Origin of the sequence: Duganella margarita, from assembly GCF_009857535.1 — a bacterium.
Classification (GTDB): Bacteria; Pseudomonadota; Gammaproteobacteria; order Burkholderiales; family Burkholderiaceae_D; genus Rugamonas; species Rugamonas margarita.
Genome location: NZ_WWCS01000016.1, coordinates 19,141 through 36,394 on the forward strand (window position 1 = coordinate 19,141; position 17,254 = coordinate 36,394).

Genomic DNA, 17,254 nt, shown 5'->3' on the forward strand with positions numbered 1-17,254 from the left:
TCAGTACGGTGACGCACAAAAGCCGGAGTGTGTAAAATGAGGCAACTACCAGACACCAGGTCCGCCATGCCCCTTCCCCGCCGCACCCGCATCGCCCTCGCCGCCGGCAGCGTCGTCGTTGCCGTTCCCGCCATCGCGGTCATCGCCCTCGCCAGCATCGACTGGAACCGTGCGCGGCCGTGGTTGAACGAGCGCATCAGCACGGCCATCGCGCGGCCGTTCGAGATTCGCGGCGAGCTCGCGCTGGCGTGGCGCCAGCAAGGCCAGGTCCTGCCGATGCCGCATCTGGTGGCGAAGGACGTCCACATCGGCAATCCGCGCGGAATGCAGGCGCCGAGCGAGATGCTCAGCGTCCGCCAGTTCGCCTTTGCCGTCGAGCTGCTGCCGCTGCTGCGCCAGCGCATCGCCATTCCCGAGCTGCGCTTCGACCATCCCGAACTGCTGCTGCAGCGCGACGCCGGCGGCAATAACAACTGGACCTTCCACCGCGACGACCAGCCGTCGACGTGGAAACTGGACCTGCAGCGCGTGGTGTTCTCCAAGGGCACGGTGCGCTACATCGACGCCGTGACCCATGTGGACGCCAGCGCCAACGTCGATACGGTGAACGACCCGCGCTACGGCGTCGCCTGGCAGCTGCAAGGCAAGTGGAATAACCAGCCTGTCAGCGGCAGCGGCAAGGCCGGCGCGGTGCTGTCCTTGCAGCAGCAAACGGCGCCCTTCCCGCTGTCGGCCGACCTCGACCTCGGCGGCACCCACATCGTCTTTGCCGGCACGCTGACCAAACCGGCGGCGCTGACCGCGCTCGATCTGCAGCTCAAGCTGTCCGGCGCCAGCCTGGAACGGCTGTACGCGCTGACCGGCGTGCTGCTGCCGGAAACCCCGCCCTTCTCCACCGAGGGCCACCTGACCGCCAACCTCGGCGCCAACGCCAGCCATTGGATCTACGACCAGTTCACCGGCAAGGTCGGCCAGAGCGACATCGCCGGCAAGCTGGATTTCCAGACCGGCCAGCCGCGCGCGCGCCTGAGCGGCACCGTGCAATCGAAGCTGCTGCAGGTGTCCGACCTCGGCCCGCTGATCGGCGCCGACTCCAACGCCAGCAAAGAGGCGCGCGGCGCCGAGGAGCGCCAGCCGGGCAACAAGGTGCTGCCGGTGGAAACCTTCCGCACCGACCGCTGGACCGCCATCGATGCCGACGTCAACTTCAAGGCGGCACAAATCACGCGTGACAAGAACCTGCCGATCCAGCACCTGGAAACGCAAATTCACCTGAAGGACGGCGTGCTGTCGCTGACGCCGATGAACTTCGACATCGCCGGCGGCCGCTTCACCTCCACCGTCATGCTGGACGGCAGCGGCAAGGTCAACGCCCACGCGATCCGCGCCACGCTGAAGGCCAACGCCAGCCATCTGCAGCTCAAGCAGCTGTTCCCGTCGATCGACGGCATGCAGGCCACGGTCGGCGAAATCAATGCCAATGTGGCGCTGGCGGCCAACGGCAATTCGGTGGCCAGCTTGCTCGGCTCGTCCAACGGCGAACTCAAAGGCGCGGTCAGCCAGGGCAGCGTCAGCAAGCTGATGCTGGAAACCATGGGATTGAATATCGGCAGCGTGGTGCTGACCAAGCTGGTCGGCGACAAGCAGGTCAAGCTGAATTGCATGGTGACCGACTTCGCCGTCACCAATGGCGTGATGAAGTCGCGGCTGTTTGTGGTGGATACCTCGGAAGCGCGGATCGACATCAACGGCACGGTCAACCTCGGCAACGAGAAGCTGGACCTGACGCTGCAGCCGGACGCCAAGTCGGTGCGGGTGATTTCGCTGCGCTCGCCGATTTACGTGCGCGGCAGTTTCAAGGACCCGGAGGTCAGCGTCGACAAGGGCTCGCTGGCCCTGCGGGCCGGCAGCGCGCTGGCGCTGGCGGTGGTGGCGCCGGTGGCGGCCATCGTGCCGCTGGTCAGTACCGGTCCCGGCGAGACGAGCGGCTGCCGGCGTTGATTCGGCGTTAATGTGCGATGACGAACGGAAGCACGGGCGGGATTTTCGTAATCTGTGTCCATCGGTGAGGCGCAATACCGCGACTTGCCTGCCAGAGGAGAAAAATCATGAACAACGTCAAACGAATCGCAGCAACCGCCGCTGTCCTGGCGGCGACCCTGGGCCTGAGCGCTTGTGCAGGTATGTCGAATCAAGACCGCAACACTGCCGTCGGCGCCGGCGTCGGCGCAGTGGCCGGTTCGGTACTGACCGGCGGTAGCGCCGTGGGCGCCGTGGGCGGTGCAGCCGTGGGCGGCGTGATCGGTAACCAAGTACAAAAGCCACCGCGTTAAGCTGACGCCGGCATAAAAAAACAGACCTGCGGGTCTGTTTTTTTATGCCTCCCCGCTTTGCATGCTGCGCTTATTTGTCCTTGAACATTTCGTAGCAATGGCAGGAAGCCGATTCCAGCCCGGTCGAATCGAGGATCTCGATATTGCCGCGGCTGTAGGTAATCAAACGCTGGTTCTGCAAGGCGCTGGCGGCCTTGGTCACGCCGACCCGCCGCACCCCCAGCGCGTGCGCCAGGAACTCGTGGGTCAGATGGAATTTTTCCGATTGCAGACGGTCGCGCGTAATCAGCAGTGAGCGCGCCAGCCGCGCCTCCAGCACATGGAAGCGGCTGCACACGGCGATCTGGATCGCCTGCGCGAGCTGGATGTCGGTGTAGCGGTGCAGCAGGCGCTGCAGCGAATCCATGCGGTGGAATTCGGTGACGAAGTCGCCGGCCCCCATGCGATAGGTGCGGCCGGAACGCTGCACCACCGCCCGTACCTGCGCCAGTTCATGGCCCAACACCACCGCGGCGCCGAGCATGCCTTCGCGGCCGATCGAACCCACTTCCAGCGTCATGCGGCCCTCGGCCACGCCCAGCAGCGACACCAGGCAATCGATGGGGAAATAAATGTAACGCACCTCCTGCCCCGGTTCGGACAGGATCTGGCCGTTGTCCACCCGCACCGTCTCGCACTTGGCCGCGAGTTGTTGTTGATCGTCGTCCGGCAGGCTGGCCAGCAAGCGATTATTGGCCAGACGCAGCTGGCCACGGTCATCGTCGGGAGAATGTGAGATAGAGGTATGCATGGAATCAGCGTAAAGGCAATAAAACACCCTGTATGTACGGTGACGCACGGAGACAATGGATGCACTCAAGCAGAATATCGACTGCAATGCGTTACCCCACCTAATAACAAAGGACACTCCACATGGACACCCCAAATAAACCAAAAACCCATCCGATCATGGTCATTGCCGCCGTGGCGGTGGTGCTGTTCTGCGGCGTCGGCAGCGCCGCCATACTGGGCTGGCTGCCAACCTCGAACGCCACCGTGCCGCCCCAAGTGAGCGGCATGCCGCCGGCGCCGCAACCAGCGCAGCAACTGGCCTACAACGATGCGCCGCCGGCCGCTTCGTCCGCCGTGGCGCCAGCCGTGTCGCAAGGTCCGGGCCAACTGCAGCAACAGGAAGCGCGTAACGCCCCCTGCAGCAACTGCGGCGTGGTCGAATCGGTGCGCGCCATCGAACACCGCGCCCAGGGTAGCGGCGCCGGCGCGGTCGGTGGCGCCGTGCTGGGCGGCTTGCTGGGCAACCAGGTCGGTAGCGGTCACGGCCGTCAACTGGCGACGGTGGCCGGTGCGGTCGGCGGCGCAGTGGCCGGCAACCAGATCGAAGGCAACATGAAGAAGACCACCAGCTGGGACGTCAGCGTGCGCATGGACAACGGCAGCCGCCGCGTGATCCACACTTCGCACCAGCCTGAATGGCGCAACGGCGACGCTGTGCGCATCGTCAAAGGCCAACTGCGTCCACTGGACTGAGGATTTTAGTACGGCAACGTACAGAAGAACGGCGCTGTATTGTTGATAATGAATTCAACACAACCCGAGGAGATTAATCATGCTTTATACCATCGCTGTCGTTCTGCTTATCCTGTGGCTGCTGGGCCTGGTTACTTCGTACACTATCGGCGGCTTCATCCACGTCCTGCTGGTAGTTGCCATCATCATGGTGCTGCTGCGCCTGATTAGCGGACGCGGCGTGTAGCCTTCTCCGCATTTGGTTTAAACGGCGCCTGGGGCGCCGTTTTCATTTCTACTGGAGATCTTCATGAAACGAGTATTGATCGCGCTGGCCGTGCTGACGGCCATCCAGGCGCAGGCCCAGACCATCAAGCCCGGCTTGTGGGAATTGAACAGCAAGGTCCGCACCGGCAACGCCCAGACCGACCAGGCGGTGAGCGCGGCGCTGTCGCAGCTGGCCGCGCTGCCGCCGGCGCAACGCGCGCAGGTGGAGTCGATGATGGCGCAAAACGGCGTCTCGGTGCCGCAAGCCGGCGCCGACGGCAGCCTGCGCGTGACCGCCTGCGTCACGCCGGCAATGGCCGCGCGCCGGGAGCTGCCACTCGGCCAGCAAGGCAAATGCAGCGCGCAACAAACCCCGGTGGCGGGCGGCGTGGATGTGACGTTCAGCTGCACCGATCCGGCCTCCAGCGGCAGCGGCCAGGTGCGCATGCAAGGTGACAGCGCTTACACCGCCAGCCTGCAGGTGACCAACAACAGCGGCACCGGTCCGCAGCAGGCGACGGTGGAGTCGAGCGGACGCTGGCTAGCAGCCAGCTGCCCGGCCAGACCTTGAGACCAGTCGATTAAAAGGCGTGCCGCAAGCCGATGTTGATGGCGCGGTCGCCGCTGCCGCGGTTGCTGGCATTGCCGACCGTGTAGCCGGCGCCGTTGCGGTTCTGGATCTTGGCGACCGAGGTGTAGACATTGGTCCGCTTGGATAGCGCGTAGCTGGCGCCGATGGCGATCTGGTTGGCGTCGCGATTGGCCAGGCCACGATCATCCTTATGGATAACCGAGGCCAGCAAGGTGGTGGCGCCCATCGGCACCGCCACCCCCAGCAGCACATCGCGGCTGTTGGTGGAGGGGTCGCGCTGCGCCACGGCGCCATAAGGATTGGTTTCGTCCCACTGCGAACTGCCGTCGCCTTTGCTGTGACCGTAGGCCGCGTAGCCGACGAAACGGCCGAAATCCACATTCGCCGCCACCAGCGAATTGCTGGCCGACTGGTCGACCGCCGGCGTGGTGCCGGTGGCGTCCAGCAGGTTGTCCTTGCGCTGGTGGGTGATGCTCAGATTGACGCGTCCCTTTTCGTAGCCGATGGTGGCGCCATACGCGCGGTTGACCTTGCTGTTGAAGGGCGACTCGCCAAAGCTGTAGATGACGGACCCGATCAGACCGCTGCGCGAACGCGGCGAGGTGTACTTGATGGTGTTGTCGTAGCGCTTGGTAGTGTAGCCGACCAGATTGGCTGCGCTGCCCGCCATGCCGCCGTGGAAAGGATCGGCCACATCGGTCAGGGTGGTGTAGACCAGGTTGTACTGGCGGCCCAGCGTGACCAGCCCCAGCGGGCCATCCAGTCCGACAAACGCCTGGCGGCCGAACAGCCGGCCATGTTGATCGGAGACGCCGGTATCGTTCAGGAATCCGGCCTCCACCGTGTAGACCGCCGCCGTGCCATTGCCCAGGTCTTCGCGGCCGCGCACGCCGAGGCGGGAACCGCTGTCGATCCCGCTATCGACCCTGGTGCGGGTGCAGTCGCTGCGGCAACCGCCGTCGGCCACCACGCCGGCATCCACCACGCCATACACCTCTGTCTGCGCCAGGGCGCTCAGCGGGGCAAGCAAAGCCAACGTGATGAGTGCGGGTTTCATAAGGGGCCAAAAATCGGTGAGTGGTTAAGAACCAGTGTAGTCGGCGCCACTGGTCCTTTCTGTGCGCATGACCACGCAGCTGTTGTATTTCGTCGCGGAAACCTATGTTCGTTGGCGTACATACATAGGGCGACGCTGCCGCTATACTGCTGTTTTATCTGACGAGGCTATCTCCATGCTCGAACTTCTGGAACGCATCGACGCAGACAGCAATGACATCGGCCCGCTGGTCGCGCTGTTTGACACCCTGCGTCCCAAGCGCGCCACCGATGGCGCCCGCGCCACCGCCAATGTGCGCACCTTGTGCCAACTACTCAAGGGCAATCCGGCGCAAGCCATCGCGCTGCGCAACTACCTGCGCAACCTGCTGGCCGCGCGCCGCCACGCCAGCCTGTACACCGAGATCGGCGTGCTGTCCAACGACGGCTTCTTCAGCGAACTGAAGACCCGCATCGCCTACCGCATCCTGCCGCCCGCGCTGGGCAACGATTACCTGAGCGAGGCGGTGGACCAGATCGCCTACAAACGCACCGATCACCTCTGGATGTCGGCCGTGCCGGCCGAGGACTGGCTGCAACTGATCGATGTGGTGATCAACGCCGAACAACGCGCCAACGCCAGGGCTGAAGACGCCGGCCAGTCTCACCTGAGCAATATCATGCTGCCCGGCCTGCTGGACGCGCTGCGCACGCTGTCCTACCGCGTCTGCGCGATCGGCCTGGAACCGCGCCTGACCAATTTCCACACCGAGATGGAGACCTACGAGTCGCCGTTCATGGTGCAGAACTTTGAAGTCAACACCTATCTGGACGCCTACCACCGCCGGCTGGCCGGCCAGGAAGTCGACCTCGACGATGCCCGCCACCTGCTGGTGATGCTGGACCAGTGCGACACCGTGATCGGCAAGATCCGCAAGAAAGCGCTGAGCCAGGGCACCAGCATCGCCCTCACCTACCTGCTGGTGTCGCTGACGCAAAGCCTGGACCGCATGCGCAAACTGCTGTTCCTGGTGGACGTGCACCAGCCGGGCGAAGAACACGACAGCGCGCGCCGCCTGGCCGCGATCGCGCTGGCGCGCGAACTGATCGACGCGCACAACAACAAATACATGGTGCGCGACCTGCTGCGCGACAACATCAACCTGCTGGCGCGCAACGTCACCGAAAACGCCAGCCATACCGGCGAACACTACGTGGCCGACACCCGGCGCGAGCTGGGCGGCATGTTCGTGTCGTCGGCCGGCGCCGGCCTGATCATCGGCTTCATGGCGCTGTTCAAGATCCTGTTGTCCTATCTGCGCGCGGCGCCGCTGGTGGAAGCCTTCCTGTTCAGCATGAACTACTCGCTCGGCTTCGTGCTGATCCACCTGCTGCATTTCACGGTGGCCACCAAGCAGCCGGCCATGACCGCCTCGCGCATTGCCTCCGGCCTGCACAGCAAGGACGGCCGCAACATCGACATCGACTCCATGGCCGAACTCTGCGCCAAGGTGATCCGCACGCAAAACATGGCGGTGCTGGGCAACCTGGCGGTCTGCATCCCCACCGCGTGGCTGATTGCCATGGCGTGGCCGCACATGACCGGCCACCACCTGGTGACGCCGGAGAAGGCCATGCACCTGCTGCAGGACATCGACCCGATCCACGCGCCGACGCTGATCTACGCCGCGATTGCCGGCGTCTGCCTGTTTGTCGCCGGCCTGATCTCGGGCTACTACGACAACAAGGCGCTGTACACGCGCTGGGCCCAGCGCATCGCCCAACTGCGCGGCCTGCGCTGGCTGCTGGGGCAGGAACGGCTGGCGCGGCTGGGCGTCTACCTGGAAAACAATTTGGGCGGGCTAATGGGCAATTTCTGCTTCGGCATCCTGCTCGGCATCATGCCCTTCCTCGGCTTCGTGCTGGGCATACCGCTGGACATCCGCCATGTGACGTTCTCGTCAGCCAACTTTGCGACAGCAATTGTTGGACTCGATCACAATGTCAGCTGGGAACTGGTTGTGACCTCGGTGGCAGGTTTCCTTTCCATCGGGACAGTCAATCTGCTGGTCAGCTTCGGCCTGGCGCTATGGGTGGCGCTGCGCTCGCGCCAGGTGCGTTTCAAGCAGGGCTGGCAATTGACCAAGGCATTGGGACGGCGCTTCCGCAGCGGCCCGATCAGCTTCCTGTTCGGCGGCTCCGATGACATTAAACTGATAGACAAAGGCTCACAATGAAAGTCTTGCGCATGCGTTTCTGGATTCCCCTCGGCTTGATGTGCTGGGGGTTGCTGGGTGCGTGTGCATCGCTGCCGAACGTGAAGGCATTGGGCGACCAGCTGGACCCGGCCGCCACGCCCACCGTCAAAGGGACACATGGCGAACTGAGCAACGCGGGCAGCAAGGCGCTGCTGAGCAAACGCTGGCCCAAAGGCTCGCTGGACCTGCAACAGCAGGCGGCGCTGGAGGAAGCGGCAACCGGCGTGCCGTTGATCGCCGGCAACAAAACCACTTTGCTGTTCGACGGTCCGCAGACCATGACCGAAATGCTGAAGGCGATCACCTCGGCGCGCAACAACATCAACCTGGAAACCTACATCTTCGACCAGGACGAACTGGGGCTGAAGTTTGCTGACGCGCTGATCGACAAGCAGCGCCAAGGCGTGACGGTGAATATTCTGTATGACAGCGTCGGCACCATCGGCGTGCCGGCCGAGTTCTTCAAGCGCATGCGCGATGCCGGCATCAAGCTGATCGAATTCAATCCGGTCAATCCGGCCAAGGTCAGCGGTAACGACTGGAAGCTCAACAACCGCGATCACCGCAAGGTGCTGATCGTCGACGGCAAAACCGCGTTTACCGGCGGCATCAACATCAGCGCCACCTATGCGAAGAGTTCGCTGTTCCGCTCGAAGTCGAAGCCGACCACCAAGAGCGATGTCGGCTGGCGCGACACCCACATCAAGGTCGAGGGACCGGCGGTGCAGGCCTTCCAGTGGCTGTTCGTGCGCCAGTGGGCGTCGCAGGACAAGGATGATTTGCGCGAGGCCGACTACTTCCCGCAGCCGGTGATTGCCGGCGACAAGGTGGTGCGGGTGCTGGGCAGCGATCCGGGCGGCCATTTCGAAATCTACAAGGCGTACGCGCTGGCGATCCAGGAAGCGAAGAAATCGATCCACCTCACTTCGGCCTATTTTGTGCCGGACCGGCAGACGGTGGATGCACTGATCGCCGCCGCCAAGCGCGGCGTGGACGTCAAGATCGTGCTGCCGGGCGTGTCCGATAGCGGGCTGGTGTTCTATGCCGGCCACGCGCTGTACGACGAGTTGCTGGCGGCCGGCGTCAAGATCTACCAGCTCAAGCTGGCGGTGCTGCACGCCAAGACCGCCGTCATCGACGGCAACTGGTCGACGGTCGGCTCGACCAATATCGACACCCGCAGCTTCCTGCACAACAGTGAGCTGAACGTGATCGTCATGGGCGAACCGTTCGGCACTGAAATGGAAAAAGCCTTCCAGGAGGACATGCGCGACTCCAACCTGATCACGCTGGAACAATGGCGCCACCGCCCGTGGGCCAACCGCATGAAAGAATGGGCGGCGCGCTTTATGGACTACTGGCTCTAGGACTCGGTTCTAAGACTCGGCGGCGAGCGACCAGACGTCGCCGCTGCGGCGGAAGCATTCGGTGTGCACCGGCTCGAAGCTGCGGGTGCCTTCAACCCAGCTGTAGCGCTCGACCTGGACATCGTCCGGCGCCACCCGCAGCACGTTGAAGGAATTCGATTCGCCGCGTCCGCGGGTCGAGGTCGCCGTGCCGGCCTGCACCACCAGCGCCGCGTAGCCGCTGATCTTGTAGCGCTGCGCGCTGTTGCCGGCGTGGCTCGCGTGCAGGTGGCCAGCCAGCAGCACGTCGACGCCGCATTCGGCAAACGCCTGCATTGCCATCGGCGCGCGATCGACCAGGTCGTCCTTGTCGAACGTGTCCGGCAAATCAAAGGGATGGTGGGTGACGATGATGCGCGTATGCTCCGGCCCGACCGACTGCATGCGCTGGCGCATCTGCGCCAGCTGCTCCTGGTTGACGCGACCATCCTTGAAGGTGAGGGAGCGCGCGGTGTTAATGCCGAGCACGGCGATTTCATCGTCCACATATTCCGGCGCCAGGTCGAGCGTGACGTAACGCAGGTATTTGCGCAGCGGCGTCAGGAAGCGGCTGGCGACGTTGTATAGCGGGATGTCGTGATTACCCGGCACCACGATCTGCGGCCCCGGCAAGGTGTCCAGCCACGCGCGTGCCGCCTTGAATTCCTCGGTCTTGGCGCGCTGGGTCAGGTCGCCGGACACCACCACCACGTCCGGCGCCAGCTTGACCACCAGTTCCTGCAGCGGCCGCAGCAAGTCCTGATCGACGCGGCCAAAATGCAGATCGGATAAATGGACGATGGTGCGCATGCGCTTCTCCTAGACGGCCGGGACGATGACAGACAGCGCCGCAGCGCGCGAGCGGTAGCGCAGCGGCGGCGTCATCACCGTCACCTCGCCGTCGGTGGCCACCCGCAGATGATGATGGCGGGTTTCGATTTCCAGCGACGACGCCGACAAAACATCGAAATCGCGCGCCGCTTCCAGCTTGCCGAACAGCGCGTGGGCCGCATAGCGCAGCAGGCCGAGCCGGGTCGGCTTCTGCGCCACGTACAGGCACAGCTTGCCGCTATCGAGCCGCTCGCGCGCGCCCAGCGTCAGCCCTTGCAGGTATTCGTTGTTGCCGATGAAGACAAAGGGCGTGCGGCGCAGGTGCTCGTCGCCGTTGATCTTCAGCCGCACGTTCATGAACGGGAAACGCCGCAGCGCGGCAAACAGGGCGCGGCCGAAGGCCGGCCATTTGCCGCGGCCCAGATGCTTTTGCTGCTGTTCGCGGTCGCGCACGATATCGGGATAGATGCCGAGGCTGGAGTTGTTCAGGAAGATGCGGCCGTTGACTTCGCCCACATCGACCTTGCCGGGCTGGCCATGCACCACGTTGGCAACTGCGTCGTCCAGCTCCAGCGGGATCTTCAGATCCTTGGCGAAGTGGTTCAGCGTGCCGAGCGGCAGCACGCCCAGCAGCGTCTCGGTGCCGGCCAGCACCGAGGCCACCGCATTGATGGTGCCGTCGCCGCCGCCCGCCACCACCACCGGCGCGCCCTCCTTCAGCGCCCGCTCGGCACGCGCGATCATTTCGTCGCCGCTCTTGGCCAGCGTGATATCGGGCTCGACGCCGTGGCTGCGGAACTTTTCTTCCAGCGCGGCAGTCCAGCCGCCACAGTAGCCCAGGCCGGCGCCCGCATTAACAATGACGACGATTTTATTCATATGATTTATACCGTTTTACCCTCGCGCCGGCGGCGCAGCGTGGAGATCGCCGTGATGCACACCGCCAGCCACGCGACGCTTTCGGCCATGGCCGCCAGCACGTCGCTGAGATAGTGCGCGCCCAGATACACACGGCTGAATGCCACCAACAATACCATTGTCAGGCAGAAGGCGACTGTTCCCACGCGCACACTCCACGCCGGCCGCGCCATCACCAGGTAGCTGACCAGCAGACCGTAAAAGCAGGTGGCGGCGGTAGTATGGCCGCTGGGGAAGCTGTAGGTGGTCAGCGTCACCAGCGGATCTTCAAACACTGGCCGCGCGCGCTGGAAGAAAAACTTCAGCGCCACGTTCAGCACCATCCCGCCCGGCACCGCGAACGCCAGCGCCAGCAGCCAGTAACGCGCCTGCTGCCGCCACAGATACCCGGCCAGCAGGCAAAACAGCAGCAGCATGCCGGCCACCGAATGCATGGCCGAGACGCCGACCATCAGGCTGGTCAGCGGCTCAACAGCATGCGCATTGAACCAGTGCGCTACCTGTACGTCCAATACGGTGATGGCCTCCTGGCCCATGACTGCCTCTGCCAGTTCATGGAAAACCAGCCCGGAAGCCAGCAGCAGCGCCATGCCGACGGTTAAATGCAGGCCAAATTCGCCGCCCGGAGACAGTCTTGCCTCGACGAAACTCATGAGTTTGCTAATAGTTGGTCCTCCCCGCCTGGTCGCCGATGAAGTTGGCGTAAAAATCACAAAATAACAAATTTACTGTTTATTTGCACAGTACCTGTTTATTCATACAGTAGTTATGCTATTCTGAACTCCTCGTTAAACACCACTTCCCACAAAAAGGAACTGTCATGAGCACTCTGAATAGCAGCTTTGGCTCCCGCTTCGGTCTGGAATACCTGCCTACCTCGTTTATGGTTCGCATGGGTCGGCGCGAAATGATGGTGTGCCGTGACTTCCGCAAGCGTTTCTACGCGGTGAACCCGATTATCGAATGCGATACCGGCGTGCAGGCTGGCCATCTGGAAGTACTGATGTTCCGCCGCTGGCTGCTGATCCTGTCGAAGTCGAAGGCGCACTAATGGTTGCCGGTGCCAGTTGCCCTACCCATGCACAGGACAGGCCGGCCGATGCCGCTGCCTCGCTTGCGCTCCTCACCTGGGTTTGGCAACTGGCGAGCCGACATCCGCATGATGGCTTTGCGCCTCGTGCCATAACGTTACAAACAGCACCATCACCACCGGACCAATAAACAGTCCGACCAGGCCCAGGGTTTCGACCCCGCCCAGGATGCCGAACAGGACGGCCAGGAATGGCAAGCGCGTTGCGTTGCCGATGATGCCAGGCCGTACAAAGTGATCCGCCACAAACAGCACCACGGTGCCCCACACTGCCACGGCAATGGCGGCGGGCAGCGCACCGCCAAACGCCAGCACGGCTGCCGCGCTGACGAAGGCGATCGGCGCACCGAAAGGAATGATGGCCAGGATGCCGGTCGCCGCCGCCCACAGTGCGGCGGACTTGAGTCCGGCCAGCCAGTAGGCGATGCCGATCAACACGCCTTCCGCCAGGCCGACCAGCACCAGGCCGTTGACGGTGGCGCGGATCGCGGTCGGGATTTTTTCCGAATATTGTGCCCAGCGCTGTTCACTGAACCAGCGGCTGCCGATATTCATGATCTGGCGGTTCAGCACTTCACCGTCTTTGTAGAAGAAGAACAGGCACAGGAAGGCCAGGCCGAAGTCCACCAGCCGGTGCATGAAGCCGACGCCGGCCACCTTGATGATGTCGCTGGCCGAGTGGAAGCCGTTGATTTCGCGGTCGGAGAACAAATGCGCCAGGCCATGCGGCTGGCTTAAGGTCGCCTGCCACCATTCGGCGATCGAATCGCCGACCACCGGCAGATGGGCAAGGAAGTTCGGCACCGGCACGCCGTCGGTATTGGCGCTGACAATATAGTTGGCGAGTTCCGGCGCCTGGCGTGCCGCCTGCGTCACGCCCAGCAGCGCTGGCACGATGAACATTGCCGCTACCAACAAGGTCAGCAAGGCAGCCGACAGGATGGGGTGGCCGATGCGCGCGCGCAGCCGCAAATACATCGGCCACGTGGCCACGCACAGAATGCCGGCCCATACCAGCGGCAGGAAGAAACGCTGCATCACGAATGCCGCCAACGCTATCAGCGTCAGCGAAAAACCGGCGCTGAGAAAATCGCGCTGGGTTTCGGTCATAACTCTCTCCCGATCATTTTTATTAACGCTATGGTAAGCGCATTTTGTCGCGGTGCAACCACACTGCTGGCCAATTTCAGGTGGTCTTAAGCTTTCTCGCACTGTGCGCGCAGGAAGTCGCGCAGTTGCAGCACGGTCGGCGTGATCTGCGCGCGGTGCATGCAGACCATATTGAGCGGGGTCGGTTCGCCCAGCGCATCGGGCAGCAGCACTTGCAGGCGGCCGGCGCGAATGTCGGCGCTGACGTCCAGACGCGACTTGTAGGCGATACCGACCCCGGCCACGGCCCAGCGCCGCACCACGTCGGCATCGTCGGCAGTGCGGTTACCGCGGACGTGCACCACGTCCGGCGCGGCGTGCTGTTCGCTGTAAAAACTCCAGCGGTCATGGATGACGTCGTCCAGCATGAAGCGCAGGCAGTTGTGCTGCGCCAGGTCGTCCAGCGAATGGAGCTTGCCGTGCTGCTTCAGGTATTCGGGCGAAGCCACCAGCACGCGGCGGTTTTCCGGCGCCAGCGGCAAGGCGACCAGGCTGGAATCTTCCTGCTTGCCGTAGCGGATGGCGATGTCGATCGGCTGCCGGTACATGTCCGACACGCGGTCGCTGATGCCCAGTTGCAGCACCACTTTCGGATACTGCGCCTGGAATTCGTCCAGCCAGCCCACCACCAGATTGCGCCCGAGGTCGGACGGCATGGAGATTTTCAGCGTGCCGCCCAGGATTTCCTTGCCCTGAATCAGCGCATCATGTCCCTCTTTCAGCATGCGCAGCGCCTCGCTCGCATGGCGCAGATAGTGCTCGCCCTCCTCCGTTAGCCGCAGCGAGCGCGTGGTACGCGCGAACAGGCGCAGTTTCAACTCGGTTTCCAGCCGCTTGAGCGCGGCACTGGCCAGCGCCGGCGAGATCTCCAGTTCACGGGCGGCGGCCGACAAGCTGCCGCGATCGGCAGTGCGCACAAATACATTGAGATCATCTAGACGCAGCAATTTTCTTCATTCCTTTGAAAGAGTTTCGCCAAAAGGCGCTTTTTTCTCGTTATAAAACAAAATATCATAGTTCCATCCTAACTTCATCGGAGAATCCCATGAAAGCAATCGCCTACCGCAAATCGCTCCCTATCGAAGACGCTGAATCGCTGATCGACATCGAACTGCCAACGCCACAGGCCGCCGGGCGCGACCTGCTGGTCGAAGTGCGCGCCATTTCGGTCAATCCGGTCGACACCAAGATCCGCCGCAACGTGGCGCCGGCCGAGGGCCAGGCCAAGGTGATCGGCTGGGACGCGGCCGGCGTGGTGAAAGCGGTGGGCCCGGACGTGAGCCTGTTCAAGGTCGGCGACGAAGTCTGGTACGCAGGCGACCTGACCCGCCCCGGCACCAACAGCGAACTGCACCTGGTGGACGAGCGCATCGTCGGCTTCAAACCAAAGAACCTGGACTTCGCGCAGGCCGCCGCGCTGCCGCTGACCACCATCACCGCGTGGGAATTGCTGTTCGACCGACTGGGCGTGAGCCGCGATGCGGCCGCCACCAGCGGCAAGTCGTTGCTGGTGATCGGCGCGGCCGGCGGCGTCGGTTCGATTTTGGTGCAGCTGGCGCGTCAGCTGACCGGCCTGACCATCATCGGCACCGCGTCGCGTCCGGAAACCGGCGAGTGGATCAAACAGCTGGGCGCGCACCACGTGATCGACCACAGCAAACCGCTGAATGAAGAAATCGCCCGCCTCGGCCTGCCGCCGGTAACGTATGTGGCGTCGCTGAACCAGACCGATCACCACTGGGCGGCGATCAGCGAGCTGGTGGCGCCGCAAGGCAAGGTCGCGCTGATCGACGATCCGGCCAGCATCGACGTCCGCACGCTGAAGCGCAAGAGCGTGTCGCTGCACTGGGAATTCATGTACACCCGCTCGATGTTCCAGACCGACGACATCCAGCAGCAGCATCAACTGCTAAATGACGTGGCGACGCTGGTGGAAACCGGCGCGGTCAAGACCACGCTGGCGGAGCGCTTCGGCAACATCAATGCCGAGAACCTGAAACGGGCGCACGCCCTCATCGAGAGCAACCGCGCCAAAGGAAAAGTGGTGCTGGAAGGCTTTTAAGCCCGGGCGGAGTGGGCCGCGGTGGCATCCGCCTCGGCCCGCAATTTGGCCAGTACTGCATCGTCATGGCGCGTCAGCGCTTCCTGCATGCGGCTGGCCGAGGCGCAGGATGCTTCCAGCATGTCGATGAAGGCGGTCTGGCGTCGCTTCAGCGCCGCCGAGTCGTAGCCCAGTTCATCGAACATGCGGCCGATGTCGACGCAATAGTCACGCAGGTCCATCATGGTGCTCTTGGTGAATTCGATGTCGGTGCGCATGCTGTGGTCCAGATCGAGCATCTCCATTTTTTCCTGTGCCACCGGCGAGGCCTCGCGGATGGCCGGCCCCCAGCGGTCGAACTTGCCGCGGATGCGCTTGATGCGCGCAATCTTCTGATCCAGCATGCGGCAATAGTGCCAACTCAGCCAGCAGGTCGGCAGCCGCGCCACAAACCGCGGCAGGCCGGCAGTAGACAGGTTGCGCTCGAGTTTTTGGACAGCGCTGACCAGGCGTCGCGCGCTGGCTCCGGTAGGAAATTGGGACATGATGGTAGCTCCTCTGATGGGTCCAGTGAGCTACAGTAGCCGCCGCATCAAGCACAGGGTTTGATGCGGCTTAAACTCACCGCAAATTTATGCGGAAGTTTTGCGCAACATGGCTTTGATACCACGCAAGCCCTGGCGAATGCGCGCCTCGTTCTCGATCAGCGCAAAACGCACGTACTCGTCGCCGTACTCCCCGAAGCCGATGCCGGGGGAGACGCAAACCTTGGCCTCGGCCAGCAGCAGCTTGGCGAATTCCAGCGAGCCGAGATGGCGATAGCCTTCCGGAATGCGGGCCCAGATGTACATCGAGGCTTTCGGCTTGTCCACCGGCCAGCCGGCTTCGAGCAGCCCCTTGTGCAGCACGTCGCGCCGGCTCTGGTACTGCGCGCAGATCTCGCTGACGCAGGACTGGTCGCCCTCCAGCGCGGCGATCGCCGCCACCTGCACCGGCGTAAAGCTGCCGTAGTCGTGGTAGCTCTTGATGCGCGCCAGCGCCGCCACCAGCTCCTTGTTGCCGACCATGAAGCCCACGCGCCAGCCGGCCATGTTGTAGCTCTTGGACAGTGTGAAGAATTCTACCGCCACCTCGCGCGCGCCGGGCACCTGCATGATGGACGGCGCTTTCCACCCGTCGAAGACGATATCGGCGTAGGCCAGGTCATGCACCACCAGGATGCTGTGCTGCCTGGCCAGCGCCACCACGCGCTCGAAGAACTCCAGTTCGACGCACTGCGCGGTGGGATTCGACGGGAAGCCGAGGATCATCATCTTCGGCTTCGGGTAGCTTTCGCGCACCGCCCGTTCCAGTTCGTCGAAGAAATCGATGCCGGGCGTCATGCGCACCGAGCGGATATTCGCGCCAGCGATCACCGCGCCCCAGATGTGGATCGGGTAGCTGGGATTGGGCACCAGCACGGTGTCGCCCTGGTCCAGCGTAGCCAGCATCAGGTGCGCCAGGCCTTCCTTGGAGCCGATGGTGACGATGGCTTCCGAGTCCGGATCGAACTCGACGTCGTAACGCGTCTTGTACCAGCGCGCAATGGCGCGGCGCAGGCGCGGGATGCCTTTGGAGGCCGAGTAGCCGTGGGTGTCGGGCCGTTGCACAGTGTCGACCAGCTTGTTCACGATGTGCGGCGGCGTGGCGCCGTCTGGATTGCCCATCGACATATCGATGATGTCTTCGCCGCGCCGGCGCGCCGCCAGCTTGAGCTCGGCGGTAACATTGAAAACGTAGGGAGGCAGGCGATCGATACGCGCAAAGCTGCGCGGAGTTTGGGTGTCAGTCATGGATGTCTCACGTAAGCGCC

Annotated in this window: 18 protein-coding genes; 9 read left to right on the plus strand and 9 right to left on the minus strand. The window is 63.4% G+C overall.

Annotated elements, in window-relative coordinates; translation table 11 throughout:
• Positions 1-66 precede the first annotated feature (66 nt).
• Positions 67-2,001, plus strand: coding sequence for an AsmA family protein (locus GTP55_RS21385; protein ID WP_161046866.1), 1,935 nt, complete (start codon positions 67-69; stop codon positions 1,999-2,001).
• Positions 2,002-2,108: 107 nt separating this feature from the next.
• Entirely contained in the window at positions 2,109-2,333 is a 225-nt protein-coding gene (locus GTP55_RS21390) for a YMGG-like glycine zipper-containing protein (protein WP_154368736.1), read from the plus strand.
• A 70-nt stretch (positions 2,334-2,403) separates the two neighbouring features.
• Here the strand turns inward: GTP55_RS21390 and GTP55_RS21395 are convergent, their stop codons facing one another.
• Complete coding sequence (locus GTP55_RS21395) at positions 2,404-3,123, minus strand: Crp/Fnr family transcriptional regulator (protein ID WP_161046867.1); 720 nt, start codon at positions 3,121-3,123, stop codon at positions 2,404-2,406.
• Between the two features lie 122 nt (positions 3,124-3,245).
• On the opposite strand from GTP55_RS21395, the gene GTP55_RS21400 reads away from it, so the two are divergent.
• From GTP55_RS21400 to GTP55_RS21410, 3 genes are all read left to right on the plus strand, one after another.
• The gene (locus GTP55_RS21400) at positions 3,246-3,857 is read left to right on the plus strand and encodes a glycine zipper 2TM domain-containing protein (protein ID WP_161046868.1); all 612 of its coding nucleotides are present in this window, start codon (positions 3,246-3,248) and stop codon (positions 3,855-3,857) included.
• A 79-nt stretch (positions 3,858-3,936) separates the two neighbouring features.
• Positions 3,937-4,083, plus strand: coding sequence for a lmo0937 family membrane protein (locus tag GTP55_RS21405; protein WP_019921959.1), 147 nt, complete (start codon positions 3,937-3,939; stop codon positions 4,081-4,083).
• A 63-nt stretch (positions 4,084-4,146) separates the two neighbouring features.
• Positions 4,147-4,674 (plus strand): DUF3617 domain-containing protein, encoded by a 528-nt coding sequence (locus tag GTP55_RS21410; protein ID WP_161046869.1) that lies wholly within the window; start codon positions 4,147-4,149, stop codon positions 4,672-4,674.
• Positions 4,675-4,684: 10 nt separating this feature from the next.
• On the opposite strand, the gene GTP55_RS21415 is transcribed toward GTP55_RS21410, so the two are convergent.
• Entirely contained in the window at positions 4,685-5,752 is a 1,068-nt protein-coding gene (locus GTP55_RS21415; RefSeq protein WP_161046870.1) for a porin, read from the minus strand.
• A gap of 175 nt (positions 5,753-5,927) precedes the next feature.
• Here GTP55_RS21415 and GTP55_RS21420 point away from each other — a divergent pair, with 175 nt between their 5' ends.
• Entirely contained in the window at positions 5,928-7,967 is a 2,040-nt protein-coding gene (locus GTP55_RS21420; protein WP_161046871.1) for a site-specific recombinase, read from the plus strand.
• Positions 7,964-9,355 carry a cardiolipin synthase gene (cls, locus tag GTP55_RS21425; RefSeq protein WP_161046872.1) on the plus strand — a complete coding sequence of 464 codons (1,392 nt, stop codon included), beginning with the start codon at positions 7,964-7,966 and terminating at the stop codon, positions 9,353-9,355. Before GTP55_RS21420 ends, cls begins: the two co-directional genes overlap by 4 nt.
• Before the next feature lie 9 nt (positions 9,356-9,364).
• Here cls and GTP55_RS21430 read toward each other — a convergent pair whose 3' ends face one another.
• The 3 genes from GTP55_RS21430 to GTP55_RS21440 are packed head-to-tail and all read right to left on the minus strand — an operon-like array spanning position 9,365 to position 11,775.
• Complete coding sequence (locus tag GTP55_RS21430) at positions 9,365-10,183, minus strand: metallophosphoesterase family protein (RefSeq protein ID WP_161046873.1); 819 nt, start codon at positions 10,181-10,183, stop codon at positions 9,365-9,367.
• 9 nt (positions 10,184-10,192) lie between these two features.
• Positions 10,193-11,083 (minus strand): diacylglycerol/lipid kinase family protein, encoded by an 891-nt coding sequence (locus GTP55_RS21435; RefSeq protein WP_161046874.1) that lies wholly within the window; start codon positions 11,081-11,083, stop codon positions 10,193-10,195.
• A gap of 5 nt (positions 11,084-11,088) precedes the next feature.
• The gene (locus GTP55_RS21440) at positions 11,089-11,775 is read right to left on the minus strand and encodes a phosphatase PAP2 family protein (protein WP_161046875.1); all 687 of its coding nucleotides are present in this window, start codon (positions 11,773-11,775) and stop codon (positions 11,089-11,091) included.
• A gap of 167 nt (positions 11,776-11,942) precedes the next feature.
• Between GTP55_RS21440 and GTP55_RS21445 the strand changes: the two genes are divergently transcribed.
• Positions 11,943-12,173: a hypothetical protein gene (locus GTP55_RS21445; protein ID WP_110848631.1), complete on the plus strand. Its 231-nt coding sequence runs from the start codon at positions 11,943-11,945 to the stop codon at positions 12,171-12,173.
• Between the two features lie 72 nt (positions 12,174-12,245).
• Here GTP55_RS21445 and GTP55_RS21450 read toward each other — a convergent pair whose 3' ends face one another.
• Positions 12,246-13,322 (minus strand): AI-2E family transporter, encoded by a 1,077-nt coding sequence (locus tag GTP55_RS21450; RefSeq protein WP_161046876.1) that lies wholly within the window; start codon positions 13,320-13,322, stop codon positions 12,246-12,248.
• Between the two features lie 86 nt (positions 13,323-13,408).
• Positions 13,409-14,308: a LysR family transcriptional regulator gene (locus GTP55_RS21455; RefSeq protein WP_161046877.1), complete on the minus strand. Its 900-nt coding sequence runs from the start codon at positions 14,306-14,308 to the stop codon at positions 13,409-13,411.
• 98 nt (positions 14,309-14,406) lie between these two features.
• Here GTP55_RS21455 and GTP55_RS21460 point away from each other — a divergent pair, with 98 nt between their 5' ends.
• Positions 14,407-15,423 carry a zinc-binding alcohol dehydrogenase family protein gene (locus GTP55_RS21460; RefSeq protein WP_161046878.1) on the plus strand — a complete coding sequence of 339 codons (1,017 nt, stop codon included), beginning with the start codon at positions 14,407-14,409 and terminating at the stop codon, positions 15,421-15,423.
• Here GTP55_RS21460 and GTP55_RS21465 read toward each other — a convergent pair.
• Complete coding sequence (locus tag GTP55_RS21465) at positions 15,420-15,947, minus strand: hypothetical protein (RefSeq protein ID WP_161046879.1); 528 nt, start codon at positions 15,945-15,947, stop codon at positions 15,420-15,422. The two genes, GTP55_RS21460 and GTP55_RS21465, sit on opposite strands and share 4 nt — an antisense overlap.
• An 87-nt stretch (positions 15,948-16,034) precedes the next feature.
• A complete protein-coding gene (alaC, locus tag GTP55_RS21470) occupies positions 16,035-17,234 on the minus strand; it encodes an alanine transaminase (protein ID WP_161046880.1) in 1,200 nt (399 codons plus the stop codon).
• Positions 17,235-17,254: the final 20 nt, after the last annotated feature.

What these genes read in the sequence shown, in the direction of transcription:
- GTP55_RS21385 (WP_161046866.1), top strand. Translation starts at nt 67, where the DNA reads ATGCCCCTTCCCCGCCGCACCCGCATCGCCCTCGCCGCCGGCAGCGTC.
- GTP55_RS21390 (WP_154368736.1), top strand. Translation starts at nt 2,109, where the DNA reads ATGAACAACGTCAAACGAATCGCAGCAACCGCCGCTGTCCTGGCGGCG.
- GTP55_RS21395 (WP_161046867.1), bottom strand. Translation starts at nt 3,123, where the DNA reads ATGCATACCTCTATCTCACATTCTCCCGACGATGACCGTGGCCAGCTG.
- GTP55_RS21400 (WP_161046868.1), top strand. Translation starts at nt 3,246, where the DNA reads ATGGACACCCCAAATAAACCAAAAACCCATCCGATCATGGTCATTGCC.
- GTP55_RS21405 (WP_019921959.1), top strand. Translation starts at nt 3,937, where the DNA reads ATGCTTTATACCATCGCTGTCGTTCTGCTTATCCTGTGGCTGCTGGGC.
- GTP55_RS21410 (WP_161046869.1), top strand. Translation starts at nt 4,147, where the DNA reads ATGAAACGAGTATTGATCGCGCTGGCCGTGCTGACGGCCATCCAGGCG.
- GTP55_RS21415 (WP_161046870.1), bottom strand. Translation starts at nt 5,752, where the DNA reads ATGAAACCCGCACTCATCACGTTGGCTTTGCTTGCCCCGCTGAGCGCC.
- GTP55_RS21420 (WP_161046871.1), top strand. Translation starts at nt 5,928, where the DNA reads ATGCTCGAACTTCTGGAACGCATCGACGCAGACAGCAATGACATCGGC.
- cls (WP_161046872.1), top strand. Translation starts at nt 7,964, where the DNA reads ATGAAAGTCTTGCGCATGCGTTTCTGGATTCCCCTCGGCTTGATGTGC.
- GTP55_RS21430 (WP_161046873.1), bottom strand. Translation starts at nt 10,183, where the DNA reads ATGCGCACCATCGTCCATTTATCCGATCTGCATTTTGGCCGCGTCGAT.
- GTP55_RS21435 (WP_161046874.1), bottom strand. Translation starts at nt 11,083, where the DNA reads ATGAATAAAATCGTCGTCATTGTTAATGCGGGCGCCGGCCTGGGCTAC.
- GTP55_RS21440 (WP_161046875.1), bottom strand. Translation starts at nt 11,775, where the DNA reads ATGAGTTTCGTCGAGGCAAGACTGTCTCCGGGCGGCGAATTTGGCCTG.
- GTP55_RS21445 (WP_110848631.1), top strand. Translation starts at nt 11,943, where the DNA reads ATGAGCACTCTGAATAGCAGCTTTGGCTCCCGCTTCGGTCTGGAATAC.
- GTP55_RS21450 (WP_161046876.1), bottom strand. Translation starts at nt 13,322, where the DNA reads ATGACCGAAACCCAGCGCGATTTTCTCAGCGCCGGTTTTTCGCTGACG.
- GTP55_RS21460 (WP_161046878.1), top strand. Translation starts at nt 14,407, where the DNA reads ATGAAAGCAATCGCCTACCGCAAATCGCTCCCTATCGAAGACGCTGAA.
- GTP55_RS21465 (WP_161046879.1), bottom strand. Translation starts at nt 15,947, where the DNA reads ATGTCCCAATTTCCTACCGGAGCCAGCGCGCGACGCCTGGTCAGCGCT.
- alaC (WP_161046880.1), bottom strand. Translation starts at nt 17,234, where the DNA reads ATGACTGACACCCAAACTCCGCGCAGCTTTGCGCGTATCGATCGCCTG.